Genomic DNA, 16149 nt, shown 5'->3' on the forward strand with positions numbered 1-16149 from the left:
GCGGCCCACTTGCGCTTCGCCCAGCAGCACTCAGAACAACAGAAGGCCAGCAAATACACCGAAATGTGGCAGCGGTACGCCTCCAAGAATGCCGACGATCCGAGCTTCGCCCCCGACGATGCCCTTGACACGCTCTTGCCGCCGCGCTCCGAGGACGACTCCCAGACGTACCTCTGCTTCGAGTGCGACGAGCGTGGATCGCCAGAGCATGACGCCACCGCCGAACTGATAGAACAGACGATCACCGGGCCCTCCATATCCAAGGGCAGCCACGTGGTGGCGGTGATAGACCAAGCCGTAGTTCCCCCCCCAGCTAAAGAACGCCGTACCGCGGTCGGCGCCGCCGACGCTCACCGCGAATTCGTAACCAAGGGCAGTTTTCCACGGTCGATTGTGGCGATCGAAGCGCGGGCGCAGTGAAGAACCGAGAAAGAGCCCGAGCTCTCCGCCCGGCACACCGGAGACGATGCTCCACTGGACGCTGTAACGGTTGGCAAAGACCAGCTTGCGCGCGCCCTCCGACGGTGGACCGGCAGAGGGCGCGATGGTGAGCAGCACCGTGAGGGCAGCGAGGACGAGCATCGGCCCGTACAGGATGCCAAGGATCAGACCGGCGGAACCGTGTGCAAAGACACGGACACGATCCCGTAGAACGGCATCATGTCGATGGTGAGGTTGAGGGTAAGCGGGGCATCGGTGGCGCGGAGACTCCCTACGAGCTGATCCGTCTCAACGTTATACGCTCCGTAGCCCGACGTGACTGGCGTCCCGTCCACGATCACGGCGTCCGCCCAAAACTGGGTGTTCATGGTGGCGTCGGGGAACGTCACGGTACCTCGGGAGCGGTTCCACGTACCAGTGAACGGAGCGATCGTCTGGAACCCCATGTGCTGCACCTCGAAGAGGCCCCCCGCACCGGCCGCATCGGAGTAACCCCCCTCGACAGCCTTCGTCAATCCGACAAGACTATCGATGGTGAGCGTACATTGAGCAGGGCTACATGCCGTGAGCGTATACCCCAGGTAGCCGTGAAAGCTACTTACTCCCGCAGAATCACCCTGTGGCGTGACAAGCGTGGCACTCCCTTCGAATTGATGATAGGCACCGTCCTTAGGAAGGAGCGCTTCGCCGTCGCACTCCCAGCCGGAGAGCGTGGACTTCAACACGGGCCGTTCTCCGCTCGGGTTTCCGGTGATCGATACGCCACTGGAGTTGACGTAGCTGCCATCCAGATCACAGTCAATACTCCCCACGATGGCGCAGTCCGGGTCGACCGCACAAGCTTCTTCCATACCCTTGCGGTACTCTTTGCAATCATCTTCGCAGATGCTCGCCGCGTCGGCTTCACTGAGACCCATCACGCATTTGGAATAGTGGTATGGCGTCCCGTCCACCTCAACCCGGCTCCAACAATTATCCCAAAGCGAATGGGTCAGCTGATTCGCATCCGTCCACGGGTCGGGATACGTCGGATATTCTGCCAAAGCACTGTCGGGCTGAAGATTTGCGCACTTCCACGGGGACTGCATGCTACAAATGTATTTCGCTCGGCCGTCTTCCGGTCCTGTCGTGCTCGTCGGCTCGTCCGTGGTCGAGCCCGTGGTCGTGGTCGTTCCGCCCGTAGTAGGGTCCGTGGCGGACGCGGAAGACTGACCGCTCCCGGCCGAGCCCATGGAGTAGCAGGCGTTGTCATTTTCAGACTGTGGCGGAAAGTCCTTCGACTGCTGATGGCCGCCAGCACCGAGACAACTCCCTTCCTGCCAATCACTCTGGCCTGCAAACCCGTCTGGGTTCGAAAACTTTGCGATATCGGAAGATTCTTGGGAGGTGAACACGTTCCAAGCGCAGAACTCCTGGAGATCTGGGAAACTGTTCTTGCAAAAATCCTGGTTTTTGTAGCAAAAGGTAGCCGTCTTCAACTCTGGGCCGCCAGGTGTCTCTTCCTTCCACTCACATGTGAGGATCGTATAGTCCTTTGGCGCCCCACACCCCATGATAGCGAAGGCACCCACGAAAAGCGCAATCTTGCACGAAGTAGCGTTGTGTGTCATGCAGTCCTCACGGTCAGTCTAACATGGGGGCTGGCGCTCCACTCGCCCGCCTTCACGTGCGAAACATCCGTGAGATGGTTTTAACGACAGTGTTTTCGTGACTCGATCTCCTCAGAAATAGGTGATATACCATGGAAACTCCATGATGCGGATTTGCTCGTTCATCGCGTTGATCGCCATCGCCCCGATGGCGTGTCTGCCGAACTACGAACAATCTCAGGGAGAGCGCGTGCTCTACGAGCATAGCGAGGGGCTTTACCCTTGCGCGGGCACCGCTCACTACGTAGACCGAGTCGTCCCATTCCTTGAGAAGCAGTTGGCGTTCCGTGCCCCCGAACGGCTAAGGTTCTCGTGGATCGCGGCGAGCGATTCATGGATGCCGCTCGGGGTGCCGACCCTCGCCAGGGCTGTGGGCGACCATGCATGGGCGACCGATCCGATTCATATTCACGAGCTCACCCATGTCATCACCGGAGGGATGCCCGCGATGTTCTTCTCCGAGGGGATTGCCACGGCCGTAGATCTGCTCGATGATGACGTCGGACCGCGGTATGTATGGTCCGACTCCGCCCTCGCCGAACCGGCATGGGACCCGCGGACGACGATGACGGCCACGAATCCCAGCGACGTGAACTATGAGACCGCTGCTGTGTTCGTCACATTTCTCATCGTCCGCTACGGCCCCGAGCGCTTTCATGAATTCTATCGCAGCCTCGGGGGGCCAGTGACGATGCCGTGGCTCCAAAGGCAGTTTCGGCGCGCATACGGGCTCGAGCTTGCCGACGAAATTGCGACCTTCCGCGAGAGGATTCCGCCGTGCGAGGCGGACGCCCACCCCTTGAATGTACACGAGTGCTCCGGGCCGAGCATTGACTGGAGCTCTGAAAAGTTGTGGGAGCACGAGGTGTCGATGGCCTGTGACGCTCCGGGCGTCGTCGGAGGAATCGGCCCGGACTGGGTGTGGCCGAGTTTTTATGCGGTCACGCTCGAGGTCCCGGAACGAGGATACTACACCCTCTGGCTCGATAACACCGAGGTCACGGCGCGCTTCGGTCCGTGCTTCGGCTGCCCCTGGGAGCCGCACGACGTCTTCCTCGCGCGCGAGACTTCGGAGCGCACGATGGTCCTTGAACCGGGGACCTACTATTTGCGGGTCAACTCGCAGTCGGATGAATCGCCGGCCGTGACGGTGCGATTGCAGCGGCAGTAAACCGCCGGCACGTCTCGTCTGCAACCGTCCGATCCGGCCGGCGCGGGCCATATCATGGTTCGCTACGATTTCACGAGCTGTCGTCAGCGCGGCGAGGACAGCTGGAAGCGGTAGTCCTCGGCCGCCTCGTCGATCGCTCGCAGGTAGTTCTCGGGGTCGAGCTCCGCCTTGAGCTCGTCCGACAGCGGGAAGATCATCGGCGAAGGCTCGTACGAACATGGCCTTCCGGACGGGTCGACCACGCGGCCCTCGTGCAGCGCGCGCGCGGCCTCGGCCAGGCTCGCGCCGGGCATCGCCTCGCGGACCGCACGCATGCGCGCGCCGGCGCGGGGGTCGACGAAGCGCAGCCGCTTCTGCCACTGGACCGCCAGGTGGTACTGCGACGGCGTCACCACCAGGCCGGCCAGGCCGACCCGCTCGCAGGCGATGATCAACAGCGCGACGGTCTCCTCGAACAGGCCGAGGCCGGGGTGGCGCTGGCCGGGCAGCGCGGGCCTGTCCGCGGAGAAGTGCTCGCGCGGGTTCTGCAGCAGCAGCCAGTCGATCGCCAGCAGCTCGAAGCCGGGCACGGTGCGACGGTCGCGGCGCACGACCAGCTCGAACAGCAGCTCCTTGTGCTCGGCGTCGCCGAAGATCTTGAGGATGTGCCGCTGCGGATCGACGAGGTTGAACTCGAGCGACGGCTGAAAGCCCTTGCCGCGCAGGCGGCCGAGGAAGCCGTGGCGCTCGAGCGCCAATTCGAGGCCCTGGCGCGAGTAGTAGCCCAAAAACCGCGGCTCGCGGGCGGTCGCGGCCAGGCTCGGCACCAGGTCCTCGAGCGTGAGCCCGAGGTCGTCGCCCTCGCCCGTCAGCTCGGCCGGCTTGAGCAGCGCCGCGTAGTGACGGGCGCGCATCAGCGTCAGCTCGTCGTTGTCGGGCGGCTCGAACCCGCGGTGGCCGCTCTGCAGCCACGCGAAGCTGCGCGCGCTGTGCTGCCAGGTGCTCGGCCCGTAGCCGCCGGCGAGGCAGACCACCACCGCGGCGTCGGGCGCGAACGCGCGGATCGCCTCGAACACGGCGATGTCGCGGCCCAGCATGCCCTCGGCGCTGATCTGCCACACGCCGATCTTGTCGCCGGCGGCCGGGTCGGTGCCGGCGAGGAAGTAGATGAGCCGCGGCCGGTGCTGCCGCAGGGCCTCGGTCAGGTGCAGCTGCACCGTCTCGAGGTAGAGCGTGTCGCCGACGACGTCGCCGAGCGCGACGCTGGTCGACGCGACCGCCTCGGTGGCGCCCCAGTGTTGGTTGTGGATCGACAGCGTGAACACGCTGGGGTCGTCGGCGAACAGCGAGCGCGTGCCGTCGCCGTCGTGCTGGTCGAGGTCGACGACGAGGATGCGCTCGTGGAAGCCGAGCGCGCGCTGCTCGGCGATCGCCACCGCGACGTCGTGGAACACGCAGAAGCCACGCCCGCGCCCGCGCTGGGCGTGGTGGAACCCGCCGCCGAGGTTGACGGCGATCTTGCCGGTGCCGAGCGCGATGTCGGTGGCGAGCATGGTGCCGCCGGTCATGGCCCGCTGCAGGTCGAGGATCCGCGCCGTGTCGACCTCGCTGACCTCGAGCCCGCCGAGGATGTCGACCATGACCTCGGGGCGCTGACAGGCGTCGAGGTAGGCGTCGTCGTGGACCCGCCGGATCGCGTGGTACGTGGCCAGCGACGGCCGCCGCACCTGCTCGAAGGTGACGAGGCCCTCGGCCGCCAGCGCGGTGAGGATCCGTTCGCCGCGCACCTCGTCGACCTCGGAGCCCGGCCACGAACACTCGTAATGCGGGCCGTAGACGAACGTGGCCGGGGGCGGGCGCAGGCGCGCGAACATCTGATTGGCGCGGCGCCGCAAATGACGAAAGATCTTCTCGCCGGTCGTCATCGCCGGGCGGATGGTTGGCATGTAACCAGTGGTTTGGCAACGCTCGCCCGGCCCGCTACGCTGCTCGCTGCGATGCACGTCTCGCTTCAACGGCTCGTCGCCGGCGCCCTGCTCGGGCTCCACTGGACTTTTGGGACAGGTTGTGCTGCGCCGCGCGAGGCGACCATCGTGCGCGAGCTGCCGCCCGTCGACTGGCTGGCCGCTCGCATGGACGAGCTGGCGCGCGTCGACCTGCTGCGCAACGCACCGCCGCTGGCCCAGGCCCGGCTGGGGTCCCTCGACAGCGAGCTGCGGGTGTGGATCCGGACCCCGGCGCGGCGCGCTCTGGTCGAGCTGCGCAGCGGCGCCGACGGTGTCACCGGCGAGATGTGGGTGTTCTGGTCGGCGCCGTCGCAAGCGGAGGACGACGGCATCTACGCCGAGTACCGCGACTGGATCGCGTGCGGCGACCGGCGCACCGGCCACGGCCTCGGGATGTGCCGGCCGCAGCCGCGTGAGCCGGTCGACTGGGCGCTGGTGGCGGCCAAGCTGCAACCGGCGTGGAAGCTGCCCGATCAGGCGAAGTTCGCGCCTCCGGGCGAGTTCGACGGGCAGCTGATGATCATCGAGCGACGCGAGGGCCGCACCGGCGAGGTCGTGCACTGGGACATCGCCTGGCCGATCGCGGCGGGCCCCGGGCGCAAGGAGTCGGCGATGGCCGAGGAGGTCTGGGAGGCGCTGTGGGACACGATATCCCTGGCGGAGCGGCCCGAGTGAGCGGCGCGGCGGTGACGTGGTAAGGAGACCGCGATGCGCGAGGAGTCGTGGGAGTTCTGGATCGATCGCGGCGGGACGTTCACCGACTGCGTCGGCCGGGCGCCCGGGACCGGCCGGCTGCGCGCTATCAAGGTGCTGTCGACCGACGACGCGCCGCTGCGGGCGATCCGCGGGCTGCTCGGCCTCGGCGACCACGAGCCTATCCCGCGGTGCCAAATCCGCCTCGGCACCACCGTCGCCACCAACGCCCTGCTCGAGCGCAAGGGCGCGCCCACGGCCCTGCTCATCACCCGCGGCTTCGCCGACCTGCTCGAGATCGGCGACCAGGCCCGACCGGAGTTGTTCGCGCTGGCGATCCACAAGCCGCCGCCGCTGGCCGCGACGACCTGCGAGGTCGACGCGCGGCGGGCCGCCGACGGTGCAGTGATTGTGTCCCCCGAGACAGGTGCTTTGGAGCATGTCCTGAGGGACATCCATGATCGCGGCGTCCGCAGCGCGGCGGTCGCGGTGATCCACGATCACCGCGACGGCGGGCTCGAGCGGATCGTCGGGGCGGCGGCGCGGGCAGCCGGGTTCGAGGAGGTGGTGCTGTCGCACGAGGTCGCGCCGGCGCAGGGGCTGCTGGCGCGGGCCGAGACCGCGGTGGTCGACGCTTACCTGACGCCGCTGCTGCGGGCCTACGTGCGCGGGCTGCAGGCGCGCCTGGGCCCGGCGGCGGCGCTGCAGCTGATGCAGTCGAGCGGCGACCTGTGCGCGGCGGAGCGGTTCCGCGGGCGCGACGCGGTGCTGTCGGGACCGGCCGGCGGAGCAGTGGCGTGCGCGGCGATCGCTGCGCGGCTGGGGCTGTCGCAGGTGATCGGGTTCGACATGGGCGGGACTTCGACCGACGTGGTCCGCTGGGGCGGCGAGCTCGAGCGCAGCTACGAGACGCGGGTCGCCGGGGTCCGCCTGCGCACGCCGATGCTGGCGGTCCACACGATCGCGGCCGGCGGCGGCTCGGTCTGCAGGTACCGCGATCGCAAGCTGGCCGTCGGGCCCGACAGCGCCGGCGCCGACCCGGGGCCGCTGTGCTACGGGCGAGCGAGCGCGCAGGCGTTGACGCTGACCGACGTCGACCTCGCGCTCGGCCGCCTGCACCCGGCCCGCTTCCCGTTCGCGCTCGACCGCGAGCGCGCGTTCGCGGGGCTCGAGGCGCTGGCGGCGGAGGTGAACGCCGGCGGGGCCGCGATGTCGCCGCTGCAGGTCGCCGAGGGGCTGCGGCAGATCGCCGACGAGCGCATGGCGGCGGCGATCCGCGACGTCACGGTGCGGCGCGGCCACGACGTCCGCAAGCACGCGCTGGTGGTGTTCGGCGGGGCCGGGGGTCAGCACGCGTGCGCGGTGGCGCGGGCGCTGCAGATCCGCACGCTGGTGTTCCATCCGCTCGCGGGGGTGCTGTCGGCCTTCGGCATCGGCGCGGCCCGGCCCGGCTGGCACGGTCAGGCGGACGTCGGCGGGCTCGAGCTCGCGGAGTCCCTGGAACTTTCGGACATGTTCCAAAGGCTAGAGGACGAGGGCCGGGCGGCGCTGGCGGCCGAGGGCGCGCGCGAGGTCTCGGCGGTGCGGCGGGTCGACCTGCGCTACCGCGGGACCCATGTGGCGCTGACGGTCGCGTGGGGTTTGGGTCTGCGCGCGGCGTTCGAGCAGGCCCACGCGCGCGAGTTCGGCTACGCCCGGCCGGACCACCCGATCGAGGTGGTCAGCGCGCGGGTCGAGCTGCGGGTCGACGACGAGGCGGTCGGCGGTCACCTGCCTGAAGAGACAGATGATTCCGACGTACCTGACCGTTCGGACATGTGGGTCGCGGGCGAGTGGCAGCGGGTGCCGACGCTGCGGCGCGAGGCGATCGCGGCCGGGCAGGTGATCGTGGGGCCGGCGCTGATCCTCGACGCGACGGCGACGATCGTGCTCGAGCCCGGCTTCGTCGCCGAGCTGGCGGCCGACGGCTGCCTGGTCGCGCGCGACCTCACCGGCGTCGAGGTCGTCGCCGCCGGCAGCATCGACCCCGTCAGCCTCGAGATCATGGGTGCGCGGATCTCCGGCATCGCTCGCCACATGGGCGTCGTGCTGCAGCGGACCGCGCTGTCGACCAACATCCGCGAGCGGCTCGATTTCTCGTGCGCGGTGTTCGACGCCGGAGGCGGCCTGGTGGCCAACGCGCCGCACATCCCGGTCCACCTCGGGGCGATGAGCGAGTCGATCCGCGGGGTGCTGGCGGCCCACCCGGCGCCGCGGCAGGGCGACGTGTTCGTCACCAACGACCCCGCGGCCGGTGGTTCGCACTTGCCCGACATCACCGTGATCGCGCCGGTGCACGACGACGCGGGGGCGCTGTGCGGGTTCGTGGCCAACCGCGGGCACCACGCCGACGTCGGCGGCATCACGCCCGGGTCGATGCCGCCCGACGCGCGCACGCTGGCCGAGGAGGGCGTGGTGTTCCGCGCGTTCCCTGCGGTGCGCGGCGGGCGGTTCGACCGCGCGGGGGTGCTGGCGATCCTGTCCGAAGGGCCATGGCCGGCGCGGCGGCCGGAGGAGAACCTGGCCGACCTCGAGGCGCAGATCGCCGCCAACCAGGCGGGCGCGCGGCTGCTGCGGGAGCTGGCGACGAGCATCGGCCCGGAGGCGCTGGCGAGCCACCTGCGGGCGATCCAGGACGACGCGGCGGCCTGCGTCGGCGAGCTGGTCGCGCGCATGCCGGCGGGCCCGCGCACGTTCGTCGACGCGCTCGACGACGGCACGGCGATCGCGGTGACGCTGACGCGCCACGGGTCGCGGCTCGCGGTCGACTTCACCGGCACGGGGCCGCAGTCGGCGAGCAACGCCAATGCGCCGCGCGCGGTCACGGTGTCGGCGCTGCTGTACGTGCTGCGCGTGCTGGCGGGGCGACCGATCCCGCTGGCGTCGGGCTGCCTGCGCGCGGTCGACCTGGCGCTGCCGGCGGGCACGATCCTGTCCCCGGGGCCAGGTGCGGCGGTGGCCTCGGGCAACGTCGAGACGGCGCAGCGCGTGGTCGATGTGCTGCTCGGCGCGCTGGGGGCCGCGGCCGCCAGCCAGGGGACGATGAACAACCTGAGCTTCGGCGACGCGAGCTTCGGTTACTATGAGACGATCGGCGGCGGCAGCGGCGCGATCGCGGGCGAGGCCGGCGCGTCCGGGGTGCACACGCACATGACGAACACGCGGATCACCGACCCGGAGGTGCTCGAGGCGCGATTTCCGGTGCGCGTGCATCGGTTCGCGCTGCGCCGCGGTTCGGGGGGGATCGGGCGCTGGCGCGGGGGCGACGGGCTCGTGCGCGAACTCGAATTCCTGCGCGGGGGGATCGAAGTCTCGATCGTGGCGGAGCGCCGCGGGCGAGCGCCGTTCGGGCTGGCAGGCGGCGCTGCGGGGGCGTGCGGGCGCAATCTGCTGGACGGGGCGGAGCTGCCTGGACGCGCGCGGACCACGGTGCAGGCCGGCCAGCGGCTCACGATCGAGACGCCCGGGGGCGGTGGGCACGGCGAACCGGGCTCCGGCGCGGGCTGAGGGGTTTTGCAGGGCCGGGGGGCTTGGGCTACCTTGCGGCCGATGCTCGAAGCACTGATCCCGTACATCAAGCCGCCCGAGAAGCTGATCGCCGATCTTCCCGTCATCGGGCCGCTCAAGCTGCAGGTGTTCGGGCCGCTGGTCGCGCTGGGCGTCATCCTCGGGTACCACCGCTGCCTGGCGTTCGCGAAGAAGCGCGACATGGACGAGTTCATCGCCCGCGACCTGATGTTCTACATCCTGATCACGGGCTTCGTCATCTCGCACTGGGTCTCGGTGCTGTTCTACTTCCCCGAGGACGTGGCGCGGAACCCCGCGGTGCTGCTGATGATCTGGAACGGCCTGTCGAGCGTCGGCGGGTTCTTCGGCGCGCTGGTCGGGTTCTTCTGGTACCTGCGCAAGATGAAGCAGCCGTACCTGCTCTGGTGCGACATGCTGGTGTTCGGCCTGCTGGTCGGCTTCACCCTCGGCCGCCTCGGCTGCTCGCTGGTCCACGACCACCCGGGCGCGATCGTCGACCCGTCGCACTTCCTCGCGGTCGGCCCGTGGCCCGGCGGCGAGTACCGCTTCGACAACGGCCTGCTCGAGTTCATGTACCTGGTGCCGATCGTGCTGTTCGTGCACTTCGTGTTCAACTGGGGCAAGTCGGCACCGGGCCGCATCTCCGGCCTCACGGCCCTGCTCTACGCGCCGTTCCGGTTCGCGCTCGACTTCATGCGCGAGAAGGACAAGCTGTACCTGGGCCTGACCACGGCTCACTACGCGACGATGATCATCTTCGCCGCCGGCGTGTACCTGGTGTTCATCCGCAAGCCGAAGCCCGACGACTACGCCTACGCCAAGGACAGCGAGCGCATCGCCCGCGAGCGCGCCGAGGCCGAGGCCAAGCAAGCGGCCGCCGCGACCTGAGCGGCGATCCGGCCGCCCCCGGATTCCGCTCGATACGGGCGGCTGATCGAAGGGACATGCCCCATGGGGCATGTCCCTTCGCGCATGTCCCGGAGAGCATGCTCCGGAGGCCAGCGCCTCAGCGCGGGCTCCAGCGCGGCAACCAGTCGACGCCCTTGCGGTCGGTGAGGCGGACGACGCCGGAGCCGTCGGGGCGCATCAGGTAGAGCTCGGGGTCGCCGTCGCGGTCGGAGGCGAACACCAGCAGCTTGCCGTCGGGCGAGAAGACCGGCTCACGGTTGGAGCTGGTGCCGGCGGTCAGCGGGACGATCGCCCCGGTCGCCAGGTCGGCCCGGCGCAGCGCGGCCTGCTGCGAGCCGGTGCGAGTGCTGAACACCAGGCCGCCGCCGTCGGGCGTGAAGGTCGGCTCGGCCTCGGCCGGCTCGAACTCCTTGCGGTCGCCCGGCGCGTCGGCGGTCAGCCGCCGCAGATCGGTGCCGTCGGGCTTGACCAGGAAGATCCGCTCGGCGCTCTCGCGGTTGCTGAGGAACGCCAGGAGCCCGCCGTCCCGCGACCACACCGGGCCCCAGTCGTCGAGCTGGAAGTGGGTCACGCGCTGCGGCTCGCGGCCGTCGGCGTGCATGACATAGATCTCGGCGTTGCCGTCGCGGCTCGAGACAAAGGCGATCCGGCGCCCGTCGGGCGACCAGGCGGGCTCGTAGTTGCCGGCGGGGTGGTCGGTCAGGCGGTTCAGCTTGGGCGCGGCGCGGTCGGCGAGGTCGACGGCGTAGATGTCGCGGAAGCTCGAGAAGGCGGCCTCGAAGGCGAGCTTGCGCCCGTCGGGCGACCACGCCGGGCTGCGCACCTGGGGGGCGGTCTCGCTGCGCCACAGCGGCTCGCCGAGCTCGCCGGCGGCCCCGAGCGGCCGGACCTCGATGCGCTCGAAGTGGCCGCCCTCGTGCTCGTCGACGGTGATGATCGCCATCAGCTCGCCGCTCGGCGAGATCGGGCCGGGCAGCACCGACGGCGGCCCCTCGCCGCCTGTCCCCTGGAGCATGGTCTTTGCGCCCTGTCCCGAAGGCAAGATGACATCGATCGCGGCCCCGCCCTCGCGCTCGGCGAGGAAGAAGATCCGCCCGGGCGCGGCGGCCCGCTCGTCGGCGCCGAGCGCCGGCCCCTCGGGGATGGCCGGCGCGGGCGGGAGCGGCTGGGTAGGCGCCTCGGCGGTCGCAGGCGCGGTCGCAGCGGGCTGGGCAGGGCTCTGGGCGCCGGAGCCACAGGCGGCGAGGAGGAGGCCGCCGAGGGCGACGGAGGAGGAGATCGTGGAGCGTCGGTGCATCGCGCGGGGCCGTTCGTGGCGAGGACTGCGACGATGGCTCATAGCGCAGGTCCACGGGCGCGGGCAACCCGAGCGGGCCCGAGAACGAGGTTCGCGGCGGCGCAATGCGTCGCGGCGGGAGCGCGCGGCGGGCGATGGCCGCGGGCCGACCTCTGCGATCGCGGCGTCACCAGCCGATCGCGCGCAGGGCCGCGAACACCAGCCAGCCGATCAGGACGGCGATGCCGACGGGGATCAGCACGGCGGCGACCACGGCGGCGACCACGAGCCGGCGATCGACGGCGCGCCGCTGCGCGGGCTCGGCGAGGTGGCCCTCGAGCAAGGCGAGGTTGCGCTGGTTGGCCTTGAAGCCGAAATCGAACATGTCCCCGAGGACAGGCACGGAGCCGACCAGGGCGTCGACGAGCACGTTGCCGGTCATGCGCGCGAGGGTGGCCGGCGAGGCGCCGAGGCCGGCCGCGCGCACGACGATCCAGCCCGACAGCACGGAGGAGAGGGTGTCGCCGAGGCCAGGCGCGAGGCCGAGGAGGGGGTCGAGGCCGACGCGCCAGTCGGTGCCGGGGATCCGCACGGCGTTGTCGAGCAAGGCGGCGATCTGGCGCACGTCGTCAGGAGCGCGCAGCTGCGGGTCGCGGGGCATGCGAGGACGATGCTTCGAAACGGGCGACCCGGCAACATGGGGCGTTCGCGGCGCGGACGGAGCGGCTGTCTCTCGGGACATGTCGGCCGGCGACCGCGACGAGGGCCGCGGCGTGCCGGCCCCGCGACGGTCTCGGCGACGCTGTGCGGCCCCACAGCCGCTCGAAGGCGCGAGCGGGCCTCCTTCTGCCCGCCCGCGCCCGGTTCATGCCTGCCCGCCTCGCGCGCGGCACCAGCGCGCGGCGAGGCCGGCGAGCTCAGCGGACGAACACGGCGCCGAAGGTGGCGAGGTTCTTGTCGCCGTTGTCGCCGCCGCAGCTGGCGAGGTCGCCGACGGCGTAACCGAGCACGCTGCACTGGCCCCCATCGCCGCCGATGCCGATGTACGAGTCGGGCGAGGTGCAGTCGTTCTCCTGGTTGGAGACGACGCCGATCCGCACCCGCGGCCAGCCCGCCACCGCCCACGGCATCGAATTGAAGCCCTCGCGGTTGCAGAACGACTGCAGCGAGCTGCCGGTGATCAGGCTCTTCCAGGCGTCGCGGCCGACGCTGGTCGCGACGTAGGCGCCGCTCAGCAGGTTCTGCAGCGACGGCCGGTTGAGGCCCGGCAGCTTGATGGTCTTGAGCACCAGCGGCCCGTTGCCGATCGGGTACTCCATGCCGACGAGCACGTCGTTGAACGGCACGCTCATGAAGCTCTGCAGCTTGGCCTCGTTGTGGTCGAGGTCGGGGAACTGCGGCTGGTAGGTCGAAGCATTGGTCCACAGCGCGGCGGCGTAGGTGAAGGTGTTGAGGGTGCCGTTGGCCTTGAGGGCGAGGGTCCAGCCGCCGCCGTCGATGGTCATCTCGCAGAAGACGTTGAACGGCTGCAGGGCGCCGGCGCCGTCCGGATCGATCGGGTAGACGCCGTTGCCAGCGCCAGGAGTGGCCTGCTTGATGGCCTTGCAGCTGGTGGCGATGCCACACTTGCCGCCGGTGCAGAAGCCGGTGGTGCAGTCGAGGCCGCCGGTGCACTGGAGGTTGAGGCCGCACTTGCCACACGAGCCGCCGCAGTCGACGTCGCTCTCGGTGCCGTTCTTGACGCCGTCGCTGCAGGTCGGCAGCAGACACTGATTGTTGCAAAAATCGTTGTTGTTGGCGTTGCCGTCGTCGCACTGCTCGACGCCCTGATGGACGATGGCGTCGCCGCAGCTGGCGGACTTGCAGGTGTTGAGGCAGGCGTCGTTGTCGGACAGGTTGCCGTCGTCGCACTGCTCGCCCTTGCCGGGCTGGACGAAGGTGTCGCCGCAGATCGGGTTGTTGCAGGCGAGGGTGCAGACGCCGGTGTTGCTGTTGCCGATGCCGGCGTCACACTGCTCGCCGGGCTGCTTGAAGCCGTCGCCGCAGGTGGCGAGCTTGCAGACGTTGGTGCAGGCGTCGTCGTTGCTCTGGTTGCCGTCGTCGCAGGCCTCGCTGGGGCTCTTGTCGCCGTCGCCGCAGATGTTGGTCTTGCACATGGCGTTGCACGGCTTGCCGGGGCCGTTGTTGACGCCGTCGTCGCACTGCTCGACGTTGGCCTGGACGAGGCTGTCGCCGCAGGTGGCGAGCTTGCAAGCGACGGTGCAGGCGCCGCTGTCGCTGTTGCTGCCGCCGAGGTCGCACTGCTCGCCCTCGTTGGGCTGATGGATGCCGTCGCCGCAGGCGGGGAGCTCGCAGCTGTCGGTGCAGCCGTCGTCGTCGTCGCCGTTCTGCCCGTCGTCGCAGTCCTCGCCCGGATCGAGGGTACCGTTGCCGCACTCCTCGAGCTTGCAAGTGGCCGAGCAGCCGTCGCCCGGATCGAGGTCGCCGTCGTCGCAGGCCTCGCCGGGGCCCTGGTCGCCGTCGCCGCAGGTGTTGAATTGACACCCGGCGTTGCAGGCCTTGCCTGCCCCGTTGTCGACGCCGTCGTCGCACTCCTCGATGCCGTCGCCGGTGTTGTAGAGGGCCCCGTCGCCGCAGACGTTGAGCTTGCAGCTGGTGGTGCAGGCGGCGTTGTCGGCGTTGGCGTTGCCGTCGTCGCACTGCTCGCCGACGCTGTCCTGGACGTGACCGTCGCTGCAGGTGGCGTCGGTGCAGGTGTCGGTGCAATCGTCGCTGTTGTCGGCGTTGCCGTCGTCACACTGCTCGGTCGGGGCGACGATGCCGTCGCCGCAGCTGGCGAGCGCGCAGGAATTGGTGCAGTCGTCGGTGTCGTCTTCGTCGCCGTCGTCGCATCCCTCGCCCGGGCCGACGGCCCCGTCGCCGCAGACGTTGTCGGTGCAGTCGGCCTTGCAGCTATTGGTGTCCATGTTGTCGGCGCCGTCGTCACACTCCTCGCCGGGGCCCTGATCGCCGTCGCCGCAGGCATTGGCCTGACACTGCATGTTGCACGGCTTGCCGGCGCCGTTGTCGGGGCCGTCGTCGCAGGCCTCGCCCCGATCGAGCTGACCGTCGCCGCAGACGGGGTCGGGCTCGCCAGTGGTGGTATCGGTGGTCTCGCCGGTGGTCGTGGTGGTGGTGCTGTCGCCGGTCGTGGCGACGGTCATGCCGCCGGTCATGCCCTGCGTGGTGGTCGGCGTGTCGGTGACGCCGACGGTGGTGGTCGTCGTCGCCACCCCGGTGCTGGTCTGCACGTCGCCGCCGGTGGTGGTGGCCTCGCTCGCGCCGACAGTGCCGGCCGTGCCGGAATCACCGCACGCCGCGAGCAACAAGGTGGTCGAAAGGACAGATCGCCGCAGGCCAAGCTCTAACGTTCGCATGTTCACCCTCCACGCCCCGGCGACGGCTCGCCCCACGCATGGGGGCGACTCTCCGCACACTGTCGCTACAAGGCCTCATATGCCTGCCAGAAGCCGTGGAGGCGCACAAGCGGCCGAATCAGTCGCCTGTCGCGCGAGCGCTGGCGCGCAGCGCTCCTGCGCGCGGAGGGTCGGGCGAGCTGCTTGGCAGCCGAGGCCGGGCACGCGTCGACGACTTGGCAGTCGACGCGGAGGGCTGGCAGCTCAGCCGGCGGCCGGCAGCGGCGCGACCGGGGTGCTGGCGCGGTTGCGGACGAACAGGCGCTTCAGGCCGAGCTTGGTGGCGAGGGCAGTACCTGTCCCAATGGCCATGACCGCAGGAGCAGCCAGACCGCCGGTCAGGGCGACAGCGCCAGCGGCGACGAGCACGCCGACCGAGGTCGAGGCGGCCCCGGTGCCAGCCTCGACGGTGGCGTGGACACAGGCCTGCTTGCCGGACATGGTGCCGCGGCGCCAGGCCACGACGCCCTCGGCGGCCCCGAAGGCGGCGTCGATGACGAGGCCGACCACGCCCGCCCGCGCGGCCGTGCGCGCGATCTGGAGCCCCGCCGCGCGAGCGGTCGTCACCACCGCGAGGCTGACGACCTCGGCCGCGCCGGCCTGCGCCGCGACATCGACGAGCGTCGGCGCCGCGCCCGCGACGGTGCTGCTGGCGGTGCGGGTGAGCACGGTCTGCAGGCCGGCCTGGGCCACGGTGGGCAGCACTTCGCGGCCACCGGTGTCGTAGAGCGTGCGGGCAGCAGAGCGAGCGGCGAGCGCGGCCTGGCCCGCGAGCGCGCCCATGACGAGATCCCGGTGACTGCGGGCAGAGTCGGACATGATGCTAACGCTAGCAAACCGTGCGGGCGCAGTCCCGTATCGGCCTGGAGGCGCTGGCGCACGCGGGCTGGCGGGCGCGCAAGCGACTACGCAGACGCGGCGCCGAGGCCGCGGGCCGGGAGGCGTTCGGGATCGTCGGTGGGCGCGGGTCCGGAGGCAGCGCTGGAGAGCGAACGGAGAGGCC

General features: G+C 70.2%; 11 protein-coding genes. 4 read left to right on the forward strand and 7 right to left on the reverse strand.

The window, feature by feature from the left end; translation table 11 throughout:
- Positions 1-30 precede the first annotated feature (30 nt).
- Complete coding sequence (locus tag POL25_RS15855; protein WP_272086858.1) at positions 31-558, reverse strand: hypothetical protein; 528 nt, start codon at positions 556-558, stop codon at positions 31-33.
- 47 nt (positions 559-605) lie between these two features.
- Positions 606-1529 carry a hypothetical protein gene (locus POL25_RS15860; RefSeq protein ID WP_272086859.1) on the reverse strand — a complete coding sequence of 308 codons (924 nt, stop codon included), beginning with the start codon at positions 1527-1529 and terminating at the stop codon, positions 606-608.
- A gap of 664 nt (positions 1530-2193) precedes the next feature.
- Here POL25_RS15860 and POL25_RS15865 point away from each other — a divergent pair.
- On the forward strand, positions 2194-3261 hold the full coding sequence (locus POL25_RS15865) for a hypothetical protein (RefSeq protein ID WP_272086860.1): 1068 nt from the start codon (positions 2194-2196) through the stop codon (positions 3259-3261).
- A gap of 83 nt (positions 3262-3344) precedes the next feature.
- Here POL25_RS15865 and POL25_RS15870 read toward each other — a convergent pair whose 3' ends face one another.
- Positions 3345-5186, reverse strand: a complete 1842-nt coding sequence (locus tag POL25_RS15870; protein ID WP_272086861.1) for a histone deacetylase family protein — start codon at positions 5184-5186, stop codon at positions 3345-3347.
- Positions 5187-5237: 51 nt separating this feature from the next.
- Here POL25_RS15870 and POL25_RS15875 point away from each other — a divergent pair, with 51 nt between their 5' ends.
- The 3 genes from POL25_RS15875 to POL25_RS15885 are packed head-to-tail and all read left to right on the forward strand — an operon-like array spanning position 5238 to position 10394.
- Entirely contained in the window at positions 5238-5921 is a 684-nt protein-coding gene (locus POL25_RS15875; protein WP_272086862.1) for a hypothetical protein, read from the forward strand.
- Positions 5922-5954: 33 nt separating this feature from the next.
- Complete coding sequence (locus POL25_RS15880) at positions 5955-9485, forward strand: hydantoinase B/oxoprolinase family protein (RefSeq protein ID WP_272086863.1); 3531 nt, start codon at positions 5955-5957, stop codon at positions 9483-9485.
- A gap of 42 nt (positions 9486-9527) precedes the next feature.
- The gene (locus POL25_RS15885) at positions 9528-10394 is read left to right on the forward strand and encodes a prolipoprotein diacylglyceryl transferase (protein ID WP_272086864.1); all 867 of its coding nucleotides are present in this window, start codon (positions 9528-9530) and stop codon (positions 10392-10394) included.
- Between the two features lie 118 nt (positions 10395-10512).
- On the opposite strand, the gene POL25_RS15890 is transcribed toward POL25_RS15885, so the two are convergent.
- From POL25_RS15890 to POL25_RS15905, 4 genes are all read right to left on the reverse strand, one after another.
- Positions 10513-11712 (reverse strand): beta-propeller domain-containing protein, encoded by a 1200-nt coding sequence (locus POL25_RS15890; protein WP_272086865.1) that lies wholly within the window; start codon positions 11710-11712, stop codon positions 10513-10515.
- 166 nt (positions 11713-11878) lie between these two features.
- On the reverse strand, positions 11879-12352 hold the full coding sequence (locus POL25_RS15895; protein ID WP_272086866.1) for a DUF4112 domain-containing protein: 474 nt from the start codon (positions 12350-12352) through the stop codon (positions 11879-11881).
- A gap of 256 nt (positions 12353-12608) precedes the next feature.
- On the reverse strand, positions 12609-15107 hold the full coding sequence (locus POL25_RS15900; RefSeq protein ID WP_272086867.1) for a DUF4215 domain-containing protein: 2499 nt from the start codon (positions 15105-15107) through the stop codon (positions 12609-12611).
- 243 nt (positions 15108-15350) lie between these two features.
- Complete coding sequence (locus POL25_RS15905; protein ID WP_272086868.1) at positions 15351-15965, reverse strand: hypothetical protein; 615 nt, start codon at positions 15963-15965, stop codon at positions 15351-15353.
- Positions 15966-16149 lie beyond the last annotated feature (184 nt).

It is taken from the genome of Nannocystis bainbridge (genome assembly GCF_028368995.1).
In the GTDB taxonomy this organism is placed as follows: Bacteria; Myxococcota_A; Polyangia; order Nannocystales; family Nannocystaceae; genus Nannocystis; species Nannocystis bainbridge.

Coding starts and splice junctions, on each gene's coding strand:
- POL25_RS15900 (WP_272086867.1), bottom strand. CDS start 15,107: ATGCGAACGTTAGAGCTTGGCCTGCGGCGATCTGTCCTTTCGACCACC.
- POL25_RS15885 (WP_272086864.1), top strand. CDS start 9,528: ATGCTCGAAGCACTGATCCCGTACATCAAGCCGCCCGAGAAGCTGATC.
- POL25_RS15890 (WP_272086865.1), bottom strand. CDS start 11,712: ATGCACCGACGCTCCACGATCTCCTCCTCCGTCGCCCTCGGCGGCCTC.
- POL25_RS15865 (WP_272086860.1), top strand. CDS start 2,194: ATGATGCGGATTTGCTCGTTCATCGCGTTGATCGCCATCGCCCCGATG.
- POL25_RS15905 (WP_272086868.1), bottom strand. CDS start 15,965: ATGTCCGACTCTGCCCGCAGTCACCGGGATCTCGTCATGGGCGCGCTC.
- POL25_RS15895 (WP_272086866.1), bottom strand. CDS start 12,352: ATGCCCCGCGACCCGCAGCTGCGCGCTCCTGACGACGTGCGCCAGATC.
- POL25_RS15870 (WP_272086861.1), bottom strand. CDS start 5,186: ATGCCAACCATCCGCCCGGCGATGACGACCGGCGAGAAGATCTTTCGT.
- POL25_RS15880 (WP_272086863.1), top strand. CDS start 5,955: ATGCGCGAGGAGTCGTGGGAGTTCTGGATCGATCGCGGCGGGACGTTC.
- POL25_RS15875 (WP_272086862.1), top strand. CDS start 5,238: ATGCACGTCTCGCTTCAACGGCTCGTCGCCGGCGCCCTGCTCGGGCTC.
- POL25_RS15860 (WP_272086859.1), bottom strand. CDS start 1,529: ATGCAGTCCCCGTGGAAGTGCGCAAATCTTCAGCCCGACAGTGCTTTG.